Annotated in this window: 14 protein-coding genes, 2 tRNA genes and 3 rRNA genes; 13 read left to right on the top strand and 6 right to left on the bottom strand. The window is 41.1% G+C overall.

All coding sequences use genetic code 11. The annotated features are described in order from the left end of the window. Nucleotides 1-79: 79 nt before the first annotated feature. The 5 genes from jag to ACXAEO_RS19835 all read right to left on the bottom strand — a co-directional run bounded on the left by jag (nt 80) and on the right by ACXAEO_RS19835 (nt 2,460). A complete protein-coding gene (gene jag, locus ACXAEO_RS19855) occupies nt 80-700 on the bottom strand; it encodes an RNA-binding cell elongation regulator Jag/EloR (RefSeq protein ID WP_474884360.1) in 621 nt (206 codons plus the stop codon). Then, nucleotides 697-1,470 carry a YidC family membrane integrase SpoIIIJ gene (gene spoIIIJ, locus ACXAEO_RS19850; RefSeq protein ID WP_474884358.1) on the bottom strand — a complete coding sequence of 258 codons (774 nt, stop codon included), beginning with the start codon at nt 1,468-1,470 and terminating at the stop codon, nt 697-699. Before spoIIIJ ends, jag begins: the two co-directional genes overlap by 4 nt. 95 nt (nt 1,471-1,565) lie before the next feature. Beyond that, on the bottom strand, nt 1,566-1,934 hold the full coding sequence (rnpA, locus tag ACXAEO_RS19845; protein ID WP_474884356.1) for a ribonuclease P protein component: 369 nt from the start codon (nt 1,932-1,934) through the stop codon (nt 1,566-1,568). Between the two features lie 116 nt (nt 1,935-2,050). Then, nucleotides 2,051-2,185 (bottom strand): 50S ribosomal protein L34, encoded by a 135-nt coding sequence (rpmH, locus tag ACXAEO_RS19840; RefSeq protein ID WP_053401789.1) that lies wholly within the window; start codon nt 2,183-2,185, stop codon nt 2,051-2,053. A 47-nt stretch (nt 2,186-2,232) separates the two neighbouring features. Beyond that, nucleotides 2,233-2,460, bottom strand: coding sequence for a hypothetical protein (locus ACXAEO_RS19835; RefSeq protein ID WP_474884354.1), 228 nt, complete (start codon nt 2,458-2,460; stop codon nt 2,233-2,235). Between the two features lie 481 nt (nt 2,461-2,941). Between ACXAEO_RS19835 and dnaA the strand changes: the two genes are divergently transcribed. The 13 genes from dnaA (at nt 2,942) to rrf (ending at nt 18,428) form a co-directional block, all read left to right on the top strand. Further along, complete coding sequence (dnaA, locus tag ACXAEO_RS19830) at nt 2,942-4,282, top strand: chromosomal replication initiator protein DnaA (RefSeq protein WP_474884352.1); 1,341 nt, start codon at nt 2,942-2,944, stop codon at nt 4,280-4,282. Between the two features lie 202 nt (nt 4,283-4,484). Next, a complete protein-coding gene (dnaN, locus tag ACXAEO_RS19825; RefSeq protein WP_474884351.1) occupies nt 4,485-5,621 on the top strand; it encodes a DNA polymerase III subunit beta in 1,137 nt (378 codons plus the stop codon). Nucleotides 5,622-5,729: 108 nt separating this feature from the next. Beyond that, entirely contained in the window at nt 5,730-5,945 is a 216-nt protein-coding gene (gene yaaA, locus ACXAEO_RS19820; RefSeq protein WP_474884350.1) for a S4 domain-containing protein YaaA, read from the top strand. Nucleotides 5,946-5,958: 13 nt separating this feature from the next. Then, nucleotides 5,959-7,077, top strand: a complete 1,119-nt coding sequence (gene recF / locus ACXAEO_RS19815; protein ID WP_474884349.1) for a DNA replication/repair protein RecF — start codon at nt 5,959-5,961, stop codon at nt 7,075-7,077. Between the two features lie 9 nt (nt 7,078-7,086). Next, entirely contained in the window at nt 7,087-7,317 is a 231-nt protein-coding gene (gene remB / locus ACXAEO_RS19810) for an extracellular matrix regulator RemB (RefSeq protein WP_474884346.1), read from the top strand. Between the two features lie 49 nt (nt 7,318-7,366). Further along, nucleotides 7,367-9,289: a DNA topoisomerase (ATP-hydrolyzing) subunit B gene (gene gyrB, locus ACXAEO_RS19805; RefSeq protein WP_474885093.1), complete on the top strand. Its 1,923-nt coding sequence runs from the start codon at nt 7,367-7,369 to the stop codon at nt 9,287-9,289. 105 nt (nt 9,290-9,394) lie between these two features. Beyond that, nucleotides 9,395-11,887 (top strand): DNA gyrase subunit A, encoded by a 2,493-nt coding sequence (gene gyrA / locus ACXAEO_RS19800; RefSeq protein ID WP_474884344.1) that lies wholly within the window; start codon nt 9,395-9,397, stop codon nt 11,885-11,887. Between the two features lie 220 nt (nt 11,888-12,107). Beyond that, nucleotides 12,108-13,172 carry an HD-GYP domain-containing protein gene (locus ACXAEO_RS19795; RefSeq protein ID WP_474885091.1) on the top strand — a complete coding sequence of 355 codons (1,065 nt, stop codon included), beginning with the start codon at nt 12,108-12,110 and terminating at the stop codon, nt 13,170-13,172. 255 nt (nt 13,173-13,427) lie between these two features. Beyond that, a 16S ribosomal RNA gene (locus ACXAEO_RS19790) occupies nt 13,428-14,977 on the top strand. A gap of 80 nt (nt 14,978-15,057) precedes the next feature. Beyond that, nucleotides 15,058-15,134 (top strand) — tRNA-Ile (locus ACXAEO_RS19785). Nucleotides 15,135-15,149: 15 nt separating this feature from the next. Next, a tRNA-Ala gene (locus ACXAEO_RS19780) sits at nt 15,150-15,225 on the top strand. A gap of 89 nt (nt 15,226-15,314) precedes the next feature. Continuing rightward, nucleotides 15,315-18,246: ribosomal RNA gene (locus tag ACXAEO_RS19775) — 23S ribosomal RNA — on the top strand. A 66-nt stretch (nt 18,247-18,312) separates the two neighbouring features. Further along, nucleotides 18,313-18,428, top strand: a 5S ribosomal RNA gene (rrf, locus tag ACXAEO_RS19770). The 16S, 23S and 5S rRNA genes sit together here with 2 tRNA genes alongside, the layout of an rRNA operon. A 23-nt stretch (nt 18,429-18,451) precedes the next feature. Here rrf and ACXAEO_RS19765 read toward each other — a convergent pair. Next, nucleotides 18,452-19,417: a YaaC family protein gene (locus ACXAEO_RS19765; protein WP_474884343.1), complete on the bottom strand. Its 966-nt coding sequence runs from the start codon at nt 19,415-19,417 to the stop codon at nt 18,452-18,454. Nucleotides 19,418-19,464: the final 47 nt, after the last annotated feature.

The following is a 19,464-nucleotide window of genomic DNA, read 5'->3' as shown; positions in this document are numbered from 1 at the left end:
TTATATTCTTTCCGCTTCCAATAGAACTTTCTTGCCCTTCAAACAAAAAGAGCCCCCAGCAGTCTCTGGAGGCTCTTTCTCATTTATTTGGTTCAATTAAAATTCTTCGTCTTGCTCCTTCCTCAATAGAAAGAGTCTTAACTGAAGGATGTTTTTTTAACGTTTGATGAATAATTTTCCGTTCATGAGCCGGCATCGGTTCAAGCTTCACGCTTTGAGAGGTCTTAGATACTTGAGTTGCTAATTTTTTAGCCAAGTTCTCTAACGTTTGCTTTCGTCGATCATGATATCCTTCCGCGTCTAATGTAACTGTCAAATACTCAGTAGAATAACGATTAATCACAAGCTGTGTTAACAGTTGAAGCGAATGAATGGTTTGTCCTCTTTTTCCAATGAGAACTCCGATGTCGTCACTTTTTAAGCTAAAACTGCAGCGCTTCCCATTCTGATAACCGTGAATCTCGGCTGTTACCCCCATCTCGGCTGTAACAGCTTTTAAAAATTCAGTAGCTTCTTCTATCGGATTTATTACCCGCTCAATTTCAACAATCGCTGGCTTCGACTTAAAGAAGCGAAAAAACCCTTTTCTTCCTTCGTCTATCACGCGAATCACTGCTTTTTCACGGGAAATATTCAGTTTGAGCAACCCATTTTCAACAGCTTCCTCTACAGTTCGACCTTGAGCGGTTACTTTATTCACTTTTTCACTCCGCTTGCTTCCCGAACTGAAGCTTTTAGTTCAGGTCCTTTAATAAAGTACGTTTGGACAATCATAAAAATATTTCCAACTACCCAGTATAATGATAAAGCCGCAGGGAAATTAATCGCAAAAATAATAATCATAATTGGCATTAACCATAACATCATTGCCATTTGAGGATTTTGGTTTTCAGTTCCTGCCATCATCATTTTTTGTTGAATAAAAGTTGTAGCCCCAGCCACAAGTGGCAAAATGAAAAATGGATCTGCTTCTCCTAAGTCAAACCAAAGAAAATTATGGCTCGCAATTTCTCCAGTACGAGTAATTGCATGGAAAAACCCAATTAGAATAGGCATTTGAACAAATAACGGTAAACATCCAGCAAGAGGATTCACCCCATGTTGCTGAAACAACTGCATCGTTTCTTGCTGAAGTTTCTGTTGTGTTTTTGCATCTTTAGAACTGTATTTCTCTTTTAATTTTTGCATCTCTGGTTGAAGCGCTTGCATCGCCTTGGAACTTTTCGTTTGTTTAATCATCAGTGGTAAAAGAATTAAACGAATAATAATAGTTACAGCAATAATTGATAACCCATAACTGTTTCCAAATAGTTCAGCAAAATAAATGATAGTCATTGAAAGAGGATATACGACGTATTCATTCCAGAATCCCTTACTATCAGGGGTGATCGGTTCATTAACCTCTGTACAACCGGCCATGAATGATACTAGAAGCATCAATAACAGGCCCAATAACAGCTTCTTTTTCATGTGAACGCTCCTTTTTCCCTTAAAAATTGAGGATTACCTTATTTACAACTACATTATATAAGGATTAAACCTAAAAACAATATGAATCCACAAATTCATAAGCTCTCAGGTTGATCCATTGACCTCTTTTTCAGTACTTTTGCTCTTCTCAATACATGAGCTAGACTCTTCTTTACTTCTTCATAAGTCATATCAGCTGCTGGCATACGGGCAATAATAACATAGTCTTTATGTTGATCTAGATCTGGAGAAAATTCAAACACAACCTGACGAAGCAAACGTTTTACACGGTTTCTAGTCACAGCATTTCCAATTTTCTTTCCGACAGACAACCCTACCCGAAAATGAAGATGAGTAGGTTGATTCATTGCATATACAACAAACTGCCGATTAGCAAAGGATTGTCCCTGCTTAAATACAGCTTGAAATTCCTTATTTTTCTTGATGCGATATTCTTTCTTCATTAGCAACATCTCCTGTTCTTTTTCAGCTCTCATCGAACAAAGCCACATAATTAGGAGGTGAATCAATACATATAGAGTTAGAAGGTCGAAAAAAAGACCACTGACGTTTCAGTGGCCTACGCTGATAATACTTTTCTTCCTTTACGACGACGACGTGCTAAAACTTTACGTCCATTTGCAGAGCTCATACGGCTACGGAAACCGTGTACTTTGCTGCGCTTACGTTTATTTGGTTGATAAGTGCGTTTCATCTATAAACACCTCCCTGAGGAATATCTGAAAAAGACAGTCTTGAAAATTATAATGAAAAATACCTTGATATGTCAATCTCCAATAACAAAAAAAGGCCAAATAAATATTGAACCCATGTTACAGAATAGCAGAATTGCTGCCATTTTTCAAATGCTTTTTCCAATTTTATTTTTTTATTACCTTTGATCCCGCTTTTCATTGCTGCTTCTTTACTTAAAATGACCACTTTATTAAGAAAACATCCGCACACTTTACCATTATCAATTATTTTCATGCTTCTACAAAAGTTAACAAAAGCATCTTTTTTCTAATAGTAAGCACCAAAAACCTCATTGTGGATAAGTTTTTTCGACATTTTTTACAATCCACAACAATTACTGACAACTGGTACACATTATATGGTGTTGTGGAAAACTTTTCTCCACAATGTGTAGTGCTTGTGGATAAGTTTTTAAAATTCATTGCAACTATTGGTTTTCTTTGATATTATATTTTTGTTTTCACTCTTAACAACTTTTCCACATAAATACTTTATCCACAAACTGTGGATAAGATGTGGACATTATATTCACGCTGTTAATAAATGCAAGCTTTAAAAATGTGGATACTGTCGAATAGTCAACTTTCTTCTATATTATATATTTATTCACATTTATACAAGATAAAAACTCCCACAATATTATTTATCGATAATTAAGCATTGTACAAAGGTTGTACAAATTGAAATAGATATGGGGACGTAAGGAGGGAACGCATTGGAGAACATTTCAGATTTATGGGATAAAGCCTTGGGGGAAATTGAAAAAAAATTAAGTAAACCCAGCTTCGAAACATGGCTTAAATCAACAAAAGCCCATTCTCTTCAAGGAGATATGCTCGTCATTACCGCACCGAACGACTTTGCTCGAGATTGGCTGGAATCTAGATATTCAAATCTGATTGCAGAAACTTTATATGATTTAACCGGTGAAGAATTGACCATCCGATTTATTATTCCGCAAAATCAGGAAGAAGAAGAACTAGATATTCAACCTCCTAGAAAAAAGGTTAAAAAAGAAGAAGTACATGAACTTCCCCAAAGTATGCTGAACTCAAAATACACTTTTGATACATTTGTCATTGGCTCTGGGAATCGTTTTGCTCATGCTGCTTCCTTAGCTGTTGCGGAAGCACCAGCCAAAGCCTATAACCCTTTATTTATCTATGGTGGTGTCGGGTTAGGTAAAACACACTTGATGCATGCTATTGGCCACTATGTTTTGGATCATAATCCTTCTGCCAAAGTGGTCTATCTTTCTTCAGAAAAGTTTACAAACGAATTTATTAATTCCATTCGGGACAATAAAGCCGTTGAATTTAGAAATAAATATCGAAATGTAGATGTTCTTCTTATTGATGATATTCAGTTTCTGGCCGGTAAAGAACAAACCCAGGAAGAATTTTTCCACACATTTAATACACTCCATGAGGAAAGTAAGCAAATTGTCATCTCTAGTGATCGGCCGCCAAAAGAAATTCCAACACTAGAAGATCGACTAAGATCTCGATTCGAGTGGGGCTTAATTACGGATATTACTCCTCCTGATTTGGAAACTCGTATTGCAATCTTAAGAAAAAAGGCAAAGGCTGATGGGCTTGTTATTCCAAATGAAGTAATGCTTTATATTGCGAATCAAATTGATTCAAATATTCGAGAGCTGGAAGGAGCTCTTATTCGTGTTGTAGCTTATTCTTCGCTCATTAACAAAGATATTAATGCTGACTTGGCAGCCGAAGCTTTAAAAGATATTATTCCAAGCTCCAAACCGAGAGTCATTACCATTCAAGAAATCCAACGAGTAGTTGGACAACATTTCAGTGTAAAACTGGAAGACTTTAAAGCGAAAAAACGGACAAAAACCGTTGCGTTCCCACGCCAAATTGCCATGTATTTATCCCGTGAGCTCACAGATTTTTCTCTTCCTAAGATTGGCGAAGAATTTGGAGGCAGGGATCACACAACCGTTATTCATGCTCATGAGAAAATTTCGAAACTGATTCAAACAGATAGTCAGCTACAACAGCAAATTAAAGAGATTACCGAATCCCTTCAATAGTTATTCATTAATATTTTAGGGAAAGTGTGAATAAAAAAATCTTTTTATACACAGTCTGTCCACAGGTGGATAGACTGTGTTTTCAACTAAAAAATCCAGTTATCCACATTTCCACAGGTATTATTACTACTAATACTATCTTTTATTATAAAAAAATATATAGTGTCTCTCATTTTGATTTTGACATTAGGGAGGAACTTTCATGAAATTTACGATTCAAAAAGATTATTTAGTTCAAGGTGTTCAAGATGTAATGAAAGCTGTATCATCAAGAACAACTATTCCTATTTTGACAGGGATTAAAATGGTCGCATCTGAAGAAGGTGTAACGTTAACTGGTAGCGACTCAGATATTTCTATCGAATCATTCATTCCAGGTGAAGATGATGGAAAAGAAATTATTTCGCTAGAAAGAAGCGGAAGTATTGTACTTCCAGCTCGTTTTTTTAGTGAAATTGTTAAAAAGCTACCAAGAGAAATTGTTCAGATCGAGGTCGAAAATCATTTTTCAACTGTTATTCGTTCAGGTAAGGCAGAGTTCAACATAAATGGTTTAGATGCAGAAGAATATCCACATTTACCTCAAATTGAAGAGGAGAACGTTTTTAAAATTCCAGCTGACTTACTAAAGAATATGATTCGACAAACTGTCTTTGCTGTGTCCACCTCAGAAACACGGCCGATCTTAACAGGTGTAAACTGGAAGGTTGATGGACGTCAATTAACCTGTATTGCAACAGATAGTCATCGTCTTGCATTAAGAAAAGCAACCATTGATTCTGAAAACGATGCGCAATATAACGTAGTTATTCCAGGAAAAAGTTTAAGTGAGTTCAGTAAAATATTAGATGACTCGAATGATTTAGTAGATATCGTTATTACGGAAAATCAAGTTCTGTTTAAAACCAAACACCTTTTATTCTTTTCCCGTTTATTGGATGGGAATTACCCAGATACATCTCGCTTAATTCCGACTGAAAGCAAAACGACAGTCACTTTAAACGTAAAAGAATTTCTTCAATCGATTGATCGTGCCTCGTTGTTAGCTCGGGAAGGGCGCAATAATGTCGTAAAGCTCTCTACATTGACAGAGGGAGTGATTGAAATTTCTTCTAATTCTCCAGAAATCGGGAAAGTCATTGAGGAAGTGCAAAGTACATCGGTTGAAGGGGAAGAACTGAAAATTTCTTTTAGTGCAAAATATATGTTAGATGCATTAAAAGCATTAGAAGGCTCAGAAATTCATATCAACTTTACAGGGGCAATGCGTCCATTCGTTATCCGAACAATTGAAGACGACTCGATGCTGCAACTAATTTTACCTGTAAGAACATATTGAGGAATGAATAAGAAAGCTACTAGCAAAGGGTTCTAGTGGCTTTCTTTTCTTTCTCCGTTTTATTTAGTAAAATATATAAGATACACGATTTGAAAGTGAGAGAAGGACATGACAAAACAAATCCGTATTTCGACTGAATTTATTACATTAGGGCAATTTTTAAAGTTGGCTGATGTAATCCAAACAGGCGGCATGGCAAAATGGTTCTTAAGTGAGCATGAAGTATATGTAAATGGGGAACTAGATAATCGCCGAGGGAGAAAGTTAAGAACGAATGATGAAGTAGTAATCCCCAATATCGGGTCATTTATTGTGGTAGACTGAAGTTGGTGACAGTTTGTATATAAAAAATCTTGAATTACGTAACTATCGAAACTATCTCAATGCAGATATTACTTTTGAGAATAAAGTAAATGTCATCTTGGGTGAAAATGCTCAAGGTAAGACTAATGTGATGGAATCTATTTTTGTCTTATCTATGGCTAAGTCTCATCGAACTGCAAATGATAAGGAACTGATTAAGTGGGATGAGGAATATGCCAAGATTACAGGGAGTTTGGAACGGAACAGCGGTCCGTTTACGCTCGAACTGACAATTTCCAAAAAAGGCAAAAAGGCTAAGCATAATTACATCGAACAGCAAAAATTAAGCCAGTATATAGGGGCTATGAATACGGTAATGTTTGCCCCTGAAGATTTAAACTTGGTAAAAGGCAATCCGCAAGTTAGGAGACGGTTCATTGATATGGAGATTGGGCAAGTTTCTCCTGTGTATATGCACGATTTGACCCGATACCAAAAGATTTTGCAGCAACGCAATCAATATTTAAAACAGCTTCAAATCAAAAAGCAATCTGATCAAGCGCTTTTGGACGTTCTTACGATGCAGTTAAGTGAAGCGGCCGCTAGAATTTTAAAAAAGCGATTTGAGTTCCTGCAATTGCTTCAAAAATGGGCAGAACCAATCCACAAAGGGATTAGTAGAGGACTTGAAACATTAAAAATTGAGTATAAAAACTCGATTGATGTATCAGAAAATGAAGATTTGTCGAAAATGATAGAAGCATATCTCGAAAAATTTGATAAAATTAAGAATAGAGAAATTGATCGAGGCGTAACCCTTGCAGGTCCGCATCGCGATGATTTGCTGTTTTATGTAAACGAGAAAGATGTGCAAACATTCGGCTCCCAAGGACAACAGCGTACAACAGCGTTATCGCTGAAGTTGGCTGAAATCGAGTTGATTCATTCAGAAATCGGCGAATATCCTATTTTGCTGCTGGATGATGTCTTATCGGAACTAGATGACTACCGTCAATCTCATTTGCTGAACACAATTCAAGGTAAAGTCCAAACGTTTGTGACAACAACGAGCATCGATGGTATTGACCATGATACATTAAAGCAGGCAGCCACTTACAAAGTGGTCTCAGGAGAAATTAAAAAGGTTAAATGAGGTGGAACTGTGCTGATTTATATTGGGGAAGATGTTGTTGTCAAGGGGAAGGATATCGTTGCTATTCTAGATAAAGATGTCCTTTTAACACCTGCTGAAAATCAATCCTCCTTTTCCCTATCAAAAGATACAGATGTTGATCATATCAAATCATTTGTAGTCACAAACCATACAATTTACTCTTCTCCTCTTGCTTCACAGACGTTAAAAAAGAGATTAGATACATTTCAGAAAAGATAATCACTGTTTAAGTAGTTTTTAATAAAAAGTGTAGGTGATACGGGTGGCAATGGACCAAAAAGAAATACAGAATCCATCTTATGAAGCGGATCAAATTCAAGTATTAGAAGGCTTAGAAGCAGTCCGGAAACGTCCTGGTATGTACATTGGTTCAACCAGTTCAAAAGGTTTGCATCATCTAGTGTGGGAAATTGTTGATAATAGTATTGACGAAGCATTGGCTGGTTACTGCGATGAAATTAACGTAACGGTTGAGGAAGATAACAGCATTACGGTAAGGGATAACGGTCGCGGTATTCCTGTAGGTATACACGAAAAAATGGGACGACCTGCGGTAGAAGTTATCATGACTGTTCTTCATGCGGGCGGTAAATTTGGTGGAGGCGGTTATAAAGTCTCCGGAGGATTGCACGGAGTAGGTGCTTCCGTTGTAAACGCATTGTCGACCTTCTTAGAAGTATACGTTGAGCGAGATGGCCACCTTCATTATCAGAAGTTTGAACGTGGTGTTCCTTGCGAAGATTTAAAAATTATTGGCGAAACAGAAAAAACTGGAACAAGAGTTCATTTTAAGCCAGATAGCGAAATTTTTACTGAAACATTAGAGTATGAATATGATATTTTGGCAAATCGCTTGCGAGAATTAGCCTTTTTGAATAAAGGCATTAAAATTTCGATTGAAGATAAGCGAGTAGAAGATAAGAGAAATGAGTATTATTACGAAGGCGGTATTAAATCTTATGTTGAGCATTTAAACCGCTCTAAAGAAGTCGTGCACGAAGAGCCGATTTATATGGAGGGGGAAAAGGATCATATTTCTGTAGAAATTTCCCTCCAATATAACGACAGCTACACAAGTAATATTTACTCTTTTGCTAATAACATTCATACGTATGAAGGCGGAACTCATGAAGCAGGGTTTAAAACGGCTTTGACGCGTGTAATCAATGATTATGCCCGTAAGCATAATATATTCAAAGAAAATGATGCGAATTTGACAGGAGAAGATGTGCGCGAAGGATTAACAGCCATTATCTCTATCAAACATCCAGACCCTCAATTTGAAGGGCAAACAAAAACGAAATTAGGAAATAGTGAAGCAAGAACGATTACTGATTCAGTATTTGCTGAGAAGTTCGAACAATTCTTGTTAGAGAACCCTTCAGTAGCAAGAAAAATCATTGACAAGGGAACTATGGCAGCAAGAGCTAGGATGGCCGCTAAAAAAGCGAGGGAACTAACTCGTCGTAAAAGCGCGCTGGAAATCTCTAATTTACCTGGTAAGTTAGCCGACTGTTCCTCGAAAGATCCTTCTATCAGTGAATTGTATGTAGTAGAGGGAGACTCTGCCGGTGGTTCTGCTAAACAGGGACGTGATCGTCACTTTCAGGCAATCCTTCCTCTTCGCGGAAAAATTATTAACGTAGAAAAGGCGAGATTGGATAAGATTCTCTCTAACAATGAGGTGCGTGCTATTATTACAGCACTTGGTACGGGGATTGGTGAGGACTTTGATATTAGTAAAGCTCGCTATCATAAAGTTGTTATTATGACAGATGCAGACGTAGATGGCGCCCATATTCGTACGTTGCTACTCACGTTCTTCTACCGCTATATGAGAGAGATTATCGAGCATGGCTATATTTATATTGCACAGCCTCCGTTATATAAAATCTCCCAAGGTAAGCGAGTAGAGTATGCTTATAATGACCGCCAATTAGAAGAAATCTTAAAGAGTTTTGGAGATAATCCGAAACCTGGTATTCAGCGTTACAAAGGTCTAGGGGAAATGAACCCTGGGCAGTTATGGGAAACAACAATGGATCCCGAGACGCGTACATTGCTTCAAGTCAATTTACAAGATGCCATTGAAGCGGATGAAACATTTGAGATTTTGATGGGCGATAAAGTGGAACCAAGAAGAAACTTCATTGAAGAAAATGCGAAGTATGTAAAAAATCTAGATATTTAAGATAAATGCAGGATAGAAAAACTCTATCCTGTCTTTACATATATGAGTTCATCATCGGTTATTTAACCTATTCTAAAATGAACTTCGTAAAGGAGGTTCTCCCATATGGAAGAAAAAAACAATTCTCAAATCAAAGAGATTAACATTAGTCAGGAAATGAAGTCCTCATTTTTAGATTATGCAATGAGTGTTATTGTTTCGAGGGCTTTACCGGATGTACGCGATGGGTTGAAACCAGTACACCGACGTATTTTATATGCAATGAACGACCTTGGAATGACTGCGGATAAACCATATAAAAAATCAGCCCGTATCGTTGGGGAAGTTATCGGTAAGTACCATCCGCATGGAGATTCAGCTGTTTACGATACGATGGTACGGATGGCACAAGATTTCAGTTATCGCAATATGCTCGTAGACGGGCATGGGAATTTTGGTTCTGTGGACGGAGATGCAGCAGCAGCAATGCGTTACACAGAGGCTAGAATGTCTAAAATTTCAATGGAAATTTTGCGTGACATTAATAAAGATACGATTGACTATCAAGATAACTATGATGGATCCGAGAAGGAACCTGTTGTCCTTCCAGCGAGATTCCCTAATTTACTTGTAAACGGTTCTTCTGGAATTGCGGTAGGGATGGCGACCAATATTCCTCCTCATCAATTGGGAGAGGTTATTGACGGGGTATTGGCACTTAGTCACAATCCAGATTTAACGATTGCTGAGCTCATGGAATACATTCCAGGTCCTGATTTCCCGACAGCGGGACAAATTCTCGGTAGAAGCGGAATTCGAAAAGCCTATGAAACGGGAAGAGGCTCTATTACGTTAAGAGCAAAAGTTGAAATTGAAGAGAAGAGCAATGGAAAACAAGTTATTCTTGTTAAAGAACTCCCTTATCAAGTCAACAAGGCGAAATTAATCGAAAAGATTGCCGAACTTGTACGTGATAAGAAAATTGATGGAATTACCGATTTACGTGATGAATCTGATCGTAATGGGATGAGAATCGTTATTGAAGTTCGACGTGATGCGAATGCCAATGTCTTGCTTAATAACCTTTATAAGCAGACAGCTCTTCAAACAAGCTTTGGGATTAACATGTTGGCACTTGTAGAAGGGCAGCCAAAAGTGTTGAACTTGAAGGAATGTTTAAAATATTACTTAGATCACCAGATTATTGTTATTCGTAGACGAACAGAATTTGAGTTAAGAAAAGCTGAGGCAAGAGCGCATATTTTAGAAGGGTTGCGCATTGCATTGGATCATCTTGACGAAGTTATTTCCTTAATTCGCAGCTCGCAAACGACAGAGATAGCAAAAGAAGGATTAATGACGCAGTTCTCTCTATCCGAAAAACAAGCCCAGGCGATTTTAGATATGCGACTTCAACGTTTAACGGGATTAGAACGTGAGAAGATTGAGGGTGAGTATCAATCCTTACTGGCACTAATTTCTGAGTTAAAGGCGATTTTGGCTGATCAAGAAAAAGTATTAGAAATCATTCGTCAGGAATTACAAGAAGTGAAAGAGCGATTCAATGACGAAAGAAGAACAGAAATCGTTCTTGGTGGAATAGAGACGATCGAAGACGAAGACTTAATTCCTCGTCAAAATATTGTCATTACGTTGACACATAACGGGTATATTAAACGTCTGCCTGTATCGACTTACCGTAATCAAAAACGCGGTGGAAGAGGAATACAGGGGATGAATATGAATGAAGATGACTTTGTCGAACATTTATTGACAACTTCCACGCATGATACAATTCTATTCTTTACGAATAAAGGGAAAGTATACCGTACAAAAGGATACGAAATCCCAGAGTATAGCCGAACAGCTAAAGGACTTCCTATTGTTAACTTGCTTGGGGTCGAAAAAGGCGAGTGGGTTAATGCGATTATACCGGTTGAAGTGTTTGATGAAGAATCGTATCTGTTCTTTACGACTAAAAAAGGTATCTCAAAAAGAACGACCTTATCTTCGTTTGAAAATATCCGTACAAGTGGCCTTATTGCAGTTGGGTTAAAAGAAGATGATGAACTCATCTCTGTTCGAATGACAGATGGAACGAAAGATGTCATTATCGGTACGCAACAAGGAATGCTTATTCGATTTGCTGAAACGGATGTGCGTGCGATGGGACGTACGGCGACAGGGGTTAAAGGAATTACCCTTGATGATGATGATGAAGTTATCGGTATGGAAATTTCAGAAGAACAAGAAGATATTTTAATTGTGACAAGAAATGGATACGGAAAACGGACACCAACAACTGAGTACCGTTTGCAGTCTCGAGGAGGTAAAGGGCTGAAAACGTGTAATATCACTGAAAAGAACGGAACGGTAGTAGCATTAAAATCTGTTACGCTAGAAGATGATATTATGGTGATTACAGTGGACGGAGTACTGATTCGAATTTCTTCGCAAGATATCTCTCAAATGGGACGTAACACGCAAGGTGTTAAGGTTATTCGATTAGGAGATAATGAATATGTATCGACCGTGACAAAAGTACAGCCAGAAGATTTAGAAGATGGCGATGAATTGGAAGCGGAAGAGAACGAAACAGAAGATGTAACAGAAGAGTAAAAGCGACATCATTAGCTGAGAACATGGTTTTCTATAAAGCCCTGTCATGTTTATCCTGTGAAACTGCAGAATGACGTGATAGGGTTTTTTTGCTGTAATTAGTAGGAAAACTCATTACATGTAGACGAAAAAAATGAATTAGCGTTCTACAAGACCCTTTGGTAAAATAAAACAAAGGACTAATGTCATAAATTTCACTTTTGGAGGACTAGCATTGAAGGTGCCAGTGAATCAACTACATGAAGGATATAGATTGCTAGAAGATGTGATTGTGAATCACGACCAGGTTATTATCCGCAGAAACAGTATGCTGACTGGTGAACTAATTAGAGTATTACAGGCTTATCTCATAAATGATGTCAAAGTACAAGTGAATCTAAATCCTGAGGAAGAAAGCAGCAATGCATTTCAGAGAGAGTCTGCATTAGAAGTGGAAAAGGGATCGTCCTTCACTTCCTTTTATTTAGAGGCAATTCAAGAATATAAGAAGATGTATTTAAATTGGGAGCGGGGATCTGTTGTTCAGATTAATGAAGTTCGTGAATTACTACTTCCACTTTTAGAGCTTGTGAATGAAAATCCTCAGCATATATTTATGCTTCATCACTTTAGTACAAAAGAAGAGTATATGTACCAACATCCGGTAGCTGTCAGTTTAATTGCCCATTTTATTGGCAAGCAAGTGGGGTTGCCTAAAGGTGATTGTATCCAATTAGCTATAGCTGGTTTTTTAATCGATAGCGGGATGAGTAAAATTAATCCTAGTATCATTTTAAAGAAAGGGACGCTTCTTCCAGAGGAATATGAGGAAATTAAGCGACATCCTATTTATAGCTATCAAATGATTAAAAATGTTTCAACTTTAAACCCCGAAAGCAAACTAGCTGTTTTACAGCACCATGAACGCTTAGATGGAAGTGGTTATCCTTTAGGGAGTGACCAAACAAAAATTCATAGCTTCAGTCAAATTATAGCCGTCTCTGATGTTTATCATGCGATGACTTCTGAACGGGTATATCGAAGAAAGCAATCACCATTCAAGGTATTGGAAGAAATGATTCAAGAGAGCTTTGGGAAATTTGATATTAAATATATAGATACACTAGTTCAAGCAATAAGTAATTTTTCTGTTGGAACTAAGGTAAGGTTAACAAATAATAAAACGGGTGAGATTGTTTTTATTAATCCTCAAAATCCAATTAGACCTTTAGTTAGAATGGAAGAAGATAATGAGTTTATTAACTTATCTCAGCATGTAGATTTATATATTGATGAAGTATTATAAAAAAACCATGATTTTTTCATGGTTTTTTTTAATGAAAAAATCATTGCAATCTATTTCAAGCTATGATAAGATATTAAAAGTTCACAGCTGACACACACATAACATTCTAACGAGAATAAAAAAAGTGTTGACAGTGAAAAGGTGATTATGATATTATGTAATAGTTACTTTTGAGAGAATAAAAGTTCTTTGAAAACTGAACAAAACAATAAAACGTCAACGTTTAATTTTTATTTTATGAGCAAGTCAAACATTTCTTCGGAGAGTTTGATCCTGGCTCAGGACGAACGCTGGCGGCGTGCCTAATACATGCAAGTCGAGCGGACAGATGGGAGCTTGCTCCCTGAAGTCAGCGGCGGACGGGTGAGTAACACGTGGGCAACCTGCCTGTAAGACTGGGATAACTTCGGGAAACCGGAGCTAATACCGGATAACACCGAGGACCACATGGTCCTTGGTTGAAAGATGGTTTCGGCTATCACTTACAGATGGGCCCGCGGCGCATTAGCTAGTTGGTGAGGTAACGGCTCACCAAGGCGACGATGCGTAGCCGACCTGAGAGGGTGATCGGCCACACTGGGACTGAGACACGGCCCAGACTCCTACGGGAGGCAGCAGTAGGGAATCTTCCGCAATGGACGAAAGTCTGACGGAGCAACGCCGCGTGAGCGATGAAGGCCTTCGGGTCGTAAAGCTCTGTTGTTAGGGAAGAACAAGTACCAGAGTAACTGCTGGTACCTTGACGGTACCTAACCAGAAAGCCACGGCTAACTACGTGCCAGCAGCCGCGGTAATACGTAGGTGGCAAGCGTTGTCCGGAATTATTGGGCGTAAAGCGCGCGCAGGCGGTTCCTTAAGTCTGATGTGAAAGCCCACGGCTCAACCGTGGAGGGTCATTGGAAACTGGGGAACTTGAGTGCAGAAGAGGAAAGCGGAATTCCACGTGTAGCGGTGAAATGCGTAGAGATGTGGAGGAACACCAGTGGCGAAGGCGGCTTTCTGGTCTGTAACTGACGCTGAGGCGCGAAAGCGTGGGGAGCAAACAGGATTAGATACCCTGGTAGTCCACGCCGTAAACGATGAGTGCTAAGTGTTAGGGGGTTTCCGCCCCTTAGTGCTGCAGCTAACGCATTAAGCACTCCGCCTGGGGAGTACGGCCGCAAGGCTGAAACTCAAAGGAATTGACGGGGGCCCGCACAAGCGGTGGAGCATGTGGTTTAATTCGAAGCAACGCGAAGAACCTTACCAGGTCTTGACATCCTCTGACAACTCTAGAGATAGAGCGTTCCCCTTCGGGGGACAGAGTGACAGGTGGTGCATGGTTGTCGTCAGCTCGTGTCGTGAGATGTTGGGTTAAGTCCCGCAACGAGCGCAACCCTTGATCTTAGTTGCCAGCATTCAGTTGGGCACTCTAAGGTGACTGCCGGTGACAAACCGGAGGAAGGTGGGGATGACGTCAAATCATCATGCCCCTTATGACCTGGGCTACACACGTGCTACAATGGACGGTACAAAGAGTCGCGAGACCGCGAGGTGGAGCTAATCTCATAAAACCGTTCTCAGTTCGGATTGCAGGCTGCAACTCGCCTGCATGAAGCCGGAATCGCTAGTAATCGCGGATCAGCATGCCGCGGTGAATACGTTCCCGGGCCTTGTACACACCGCCCGTCACACCACGAGAGTTTGCAACACCCGAAGTCGGTGAGGTAACCGTAAGGAGCCAGCCGCCTAAGGTGGGGTAGATGATTGGGGTGAAGTCGTAACAAGGTAGCCGTATCGGAAGGTGCGGCTGGATCACCTCCTTTCTAAGGATTTTTACAAGAATCGTTGACGAAAAACGTTTTGTTCAGTTTTGAGAGAATTTCATTCTCTTTTCTTATGGTATGGGCCTATAGCTCAGCTGGTTAGAGCGCACGCCTGATAAGCGTGAGGTCGATGGTTCGAGTCCATTTAGGCCCACCATACCACTTTTATATTGGGGCCTTAGCTCAGCTGGGAGAGCGCCTGCCTTGCACGCAGGAGGTCAGCGGTTCGATCCCGCTAGGCTCCACCAATGATTGTTCTTTGAAAACTAGATAACAGTAATAGCTGAGGAAAGTGAAAGCTTTTCTAATGTAAGAAACATGTAGCCGTAAGGCGAATGGTTAAGTTAGAAAGGGCGCACGGTGAATGCCTTGGCACTAGGAGCCGATGAAGGACGGGACTAACACCGATATGCTTCGGGGAGCTGTAAGTGAGCTTTGATCCGGAGATTTCCGAATGGGGAAACCCACTGTTCGTAATGGAACAGTATCTTTACCTGAATACATAGGGTATGGAAGGCAGACCCGGGGAACTGAAACATCTAAGTACCCGGAGGAAGAGAAAGCAATTGCGATTTCCTGAGTAGCGGCGAGCGAAACGGAATTAGCCCAAACCAAGAGGCTTGCCTCTTGGGGTTGTAGGACACTCTATACGGAGTTACAAAGGAACGAAGTAGATGAAGAGGCCTGGAAAGGCCCGTCGAAGAAGGTAACAACCCTGTAGTTGAAACTTCGTTCCCTCTTGAGTGGATCCTGAGTACGGCGGGACACGAGAAATCCCGTCGGAAGCTGGGAGGACCATCTCCCAAGGCTAAATACTCCCTAGTGACCGATAGTGAACCAGTACCGTGAGGGAAAGGTGAAAAGCACCCCGGAAGGGGAGTGAAAGAGATCCTGAAACCGTGTGCCTACAAGTAGTCAGAGCCCGTTAACGGGTGATGGCGTGCCTTTTGTAGAATGAACCGGCGAGTTACGATCCCATGCAAGGTTAAGTTGAAGAGACGGAGCCGCAGCGAAAGCGAGTCTGAATAGGGCGAATGAGTATGTGGTCGTAGACCCGAAACCAGGTGATCTACCCATGTCCAGGGTGAAGTTCAGGTAACACTGAATGGAGGCCCGAACCCACGCACGTTGAAAAGTGCGGGGATGAGGTGTGGGTAGCGGAGAAATTCCAATCGAACCTGGAGATAGCTGGTTCTCTCCGAAATAGCTTTAGGGCTAGCCTCAAGATAAGAGTCTCGGAGGTAGAGCACTGATTGGACTAGGGGCCCCCAACGGGTTACCGAATTCAGTCAAACTCCGAATGCCGAAGACTTATTCTTGGGAGTCAGACTGCGAGTGATAAGATCCGTAGTCAAGAGGGAAACAGCCCAGACCACCAGCTAAGGTCCCAAAGTATACGTTAAGTGGAAAAGGATGTGGAGTTGCTTAGACAACCAGGATGTTGGCTTAGAAGCAGCCACCATTTAAAGAGTGCGTAATAGCTCACTGGTCGAGTGACTCTGCGCCGAAAATGTACCGGGGCTAAACGTATCACCGAAGCTGTGGATGGACATCTACGATGTCCGTGGTAGGAGAGCGTTCTAAGGGCGGTGAAGTCAGACCGGAAGGACTGGTGGAGCGCTTAGAAGTGAGAATGCCGGTATGAGTAGCGAAAGATGGGTGAGAATCCCATCCACCGTATGCCTAAGGTTTCCTGAGGAAGGCTCGTCCGCTCAGGGTTAGTCGGGACCTAAGCCGAGGCCGAAAGGCGTAGGCGATGGATAACAGGTTGATATTCCTGTACTACCTCCCCACCGTTTGAGCAATGGGGGGACGCAGAAGGATAGGGTAAGCGCGCTGTTGGATATGCGCGTCCAAGCAGTAAGGCTGAGAAGTAGGCAAATCCGCTTCTCGTAAGGTTGAGCTGTGATGGCGAGGGAAATAAAGTACCGAAGTTCCTGATTTCACGCTGCCAAGAAAAGCCTCTAGCGAGGTGGGAGGTACCCGTACCGCAAACCGACACAGGTAGGCGAGGAGAGAATCCTAAGGTGTTCGAGAGAACTCTCGTTAAGGAACTCGGCAAAATGACCCCGTAACTTCGGGAGAAGGGGTGCTCTGATAGGGTGCAAGCCCGAGAGAGCCGCAGTGAATAGGCCCAGGCGACTGTTTAGCAAAAACACAGGTCTCTGCGAAGCCGTAAGGCGAAGTATAGGGGCTGACACCTGCCCGGTGCTGGAAGGTTAAGGGGAGAGGTTAGCGCAAGCGAAGCTTTGAACCGAAGCCCCAGTAAACGGCGGCCGTAACTATAACGGTCCTAAGGTAGCGAAATTCCTTGTCGGGTAAGTTCCGACCCGCACGAAAGGTGTAACGATCTGGGCACTGTCTCAACGAGAGACTCGGTGAAATTATAGTACCTGTGAAGATGCAGGTTACCCGCGACAGGACGGAAAGACCCCGTGGAGCTTTACTGTAGCCTGATATTGCATTTTGGTACAGCTTGTACAGGATAGGTAGGAGCCTTGGAAGCCGGAGCGCCAGCTTCGGTGGAGGCATCGGTGGGATACTACCCTGGCTGTATTGAAATTCTAACCCGCACCCCTCATCGGGGTGGGAGACAGTGTCAGGTGGGCAGTTTGACTGGGGCGGTCGCCTCCTAAAATGTAACGGAGGCGCCCAAAGGTTCCCTCAGAATGGTTGGAAATCATTCGTAGAGTGTAAAGGCACAAGGGAGCTTGACTGCGAGACCTACAAGTCGAGCAGGGACGAAAGTCGGGCTTAGTGATCCGGTGGTTCCGCATGGAAGGGCCATCGCTCAACGGATAAAAGCTACCCCGGGGATAACAGGCTTATCTCCCCCAAGAGTCCACATCGACGGGGAGGTTTGGCACCTCGATGTCGGCTCATCGCATCCTGGGGCTGTAGTCGGTCCCAAGGGTTGGGCTGTTCGCCCATTAAAGCGGTACGCGAGCTGGGTTCAGAACGTCGTGAGACAGTTCGGTCCCTATCCGTCGCGGGCGCAGGAAATTTGAGAGGAGCTGTCCTTAGTACGAGAGGACCGGGATGGACGCACCGCTGGTGTACCAGTTGTCTTGCCAAAGGCATCGCTGGGTAGCTATGTGCGGACGGGATAAGTGCTGAAAGCATCTAAGCATGAAGCCCCCCTCAAGATGAGATTTCCCATAGCGTCAAGCTAGTAAGATCCCTGAAAGATGATCAGGTTGATAGGTCAGAGGTGGAAGCACGGCGACGTGTGGAGCTGACTGATACTAATCGATCGAGGACTTAACCAATTTTAAAGCACAACGTGCTTTTCTCAGCTGCAGTTATCTAGTTTTGAAGGAATAACCTTCATATTGTCTGGTGATGATGGCGAAGAGGTCACACCCGTTCCCATGCCGAACACGGAAGTTAAGCTCTTCAGCGCCGATGGTAGTTGGGGGTCTCCCCCTGTGAGAGTAGGACATTGCCAGGCAACGCGAAAGGCTAGTCGATTGACTAGCCTTTTTTGTATTGTAAAAAACTATAAACAAGAAAAGGGATTTTCTCTGCAGAAACGGAAAGAAAGTTGGAAATAAAGGAAAAATCATTGGAAGAATACGTGTGTAAAAGTTCATACCACCATTCAGTTTCATAACGAGAAATCATACTTAAATTATATAAGAGAAGATAGTGACTTAAAATTTCAGGAAAAAAATGATTATGTTCTCTTTCAAGTGGAAAAAAGAACTCCTTGGAATAAAAATTAAACATTAACGGTGAACAACATGTGATGTTTATCTTTTGTTGTAATTGAAAAACGAGCGAATTATCTGTCATGCCTTGATAATGGAAAGGTAGCTTTGTTTTCTCTAATAAATAAGTACAAAACCGCTCCTGACCCATATGATACCGATCTAACAGGAGAGAAGGAAACTGAAAAGTATCATCGTTTGTAGTGCTGATTTTGACACAGGTGGGTGAGGCTATACACTCCTGAAATAAAGAGGAAAGTTCAGGGATGAGACTTAACAGATAAACCATGGAGTATTTATTCCCTTCAGATTGTTCCACGTGAAACATAATATTGCTAATATGTGAAAATAATCCATGCTTTTGAATTTTTACTTCATCATCTAGAAATTCGTAACTTTGTTTCTTCCGTTTACGAGTAGATACCCCATGTGCAAGAACAGATGTGCTGTGTGGATACTCAGGGTCTACGGTCAATAAACAAGCTTTTAGTAATTGAGTCATGCCGTAAAATAGCAACATTGGTTTAATAGAAAAAGGGGCTTGAGACGCTACTTTGTAATAATTTTGACTGTGCTCTAAATAATAGATAAAGGGGTAACAATTCTCAAAACTTTTTCGTTCTGCTTCGTGTATAGAGCGGTATTTATAACAAGAGTATAAATATTTCTGTGTATAGGGAGCAGAATAAAAAATTGAGAAACGGTCTTTTGTTTCACCAAAATTAAACAAATAAATACACCTCTTTGTTTTTTGAATTATCTAAATTATTGAAGGTT

The organism is Bacillus sp. ABA4_010 (assembly GCF_056159105.1).
The sequence above is the reverse complement of the archived record's forward strand: the minus strand, read 5'-3'. Positions and strand labels throughout refer to the sequence as shown.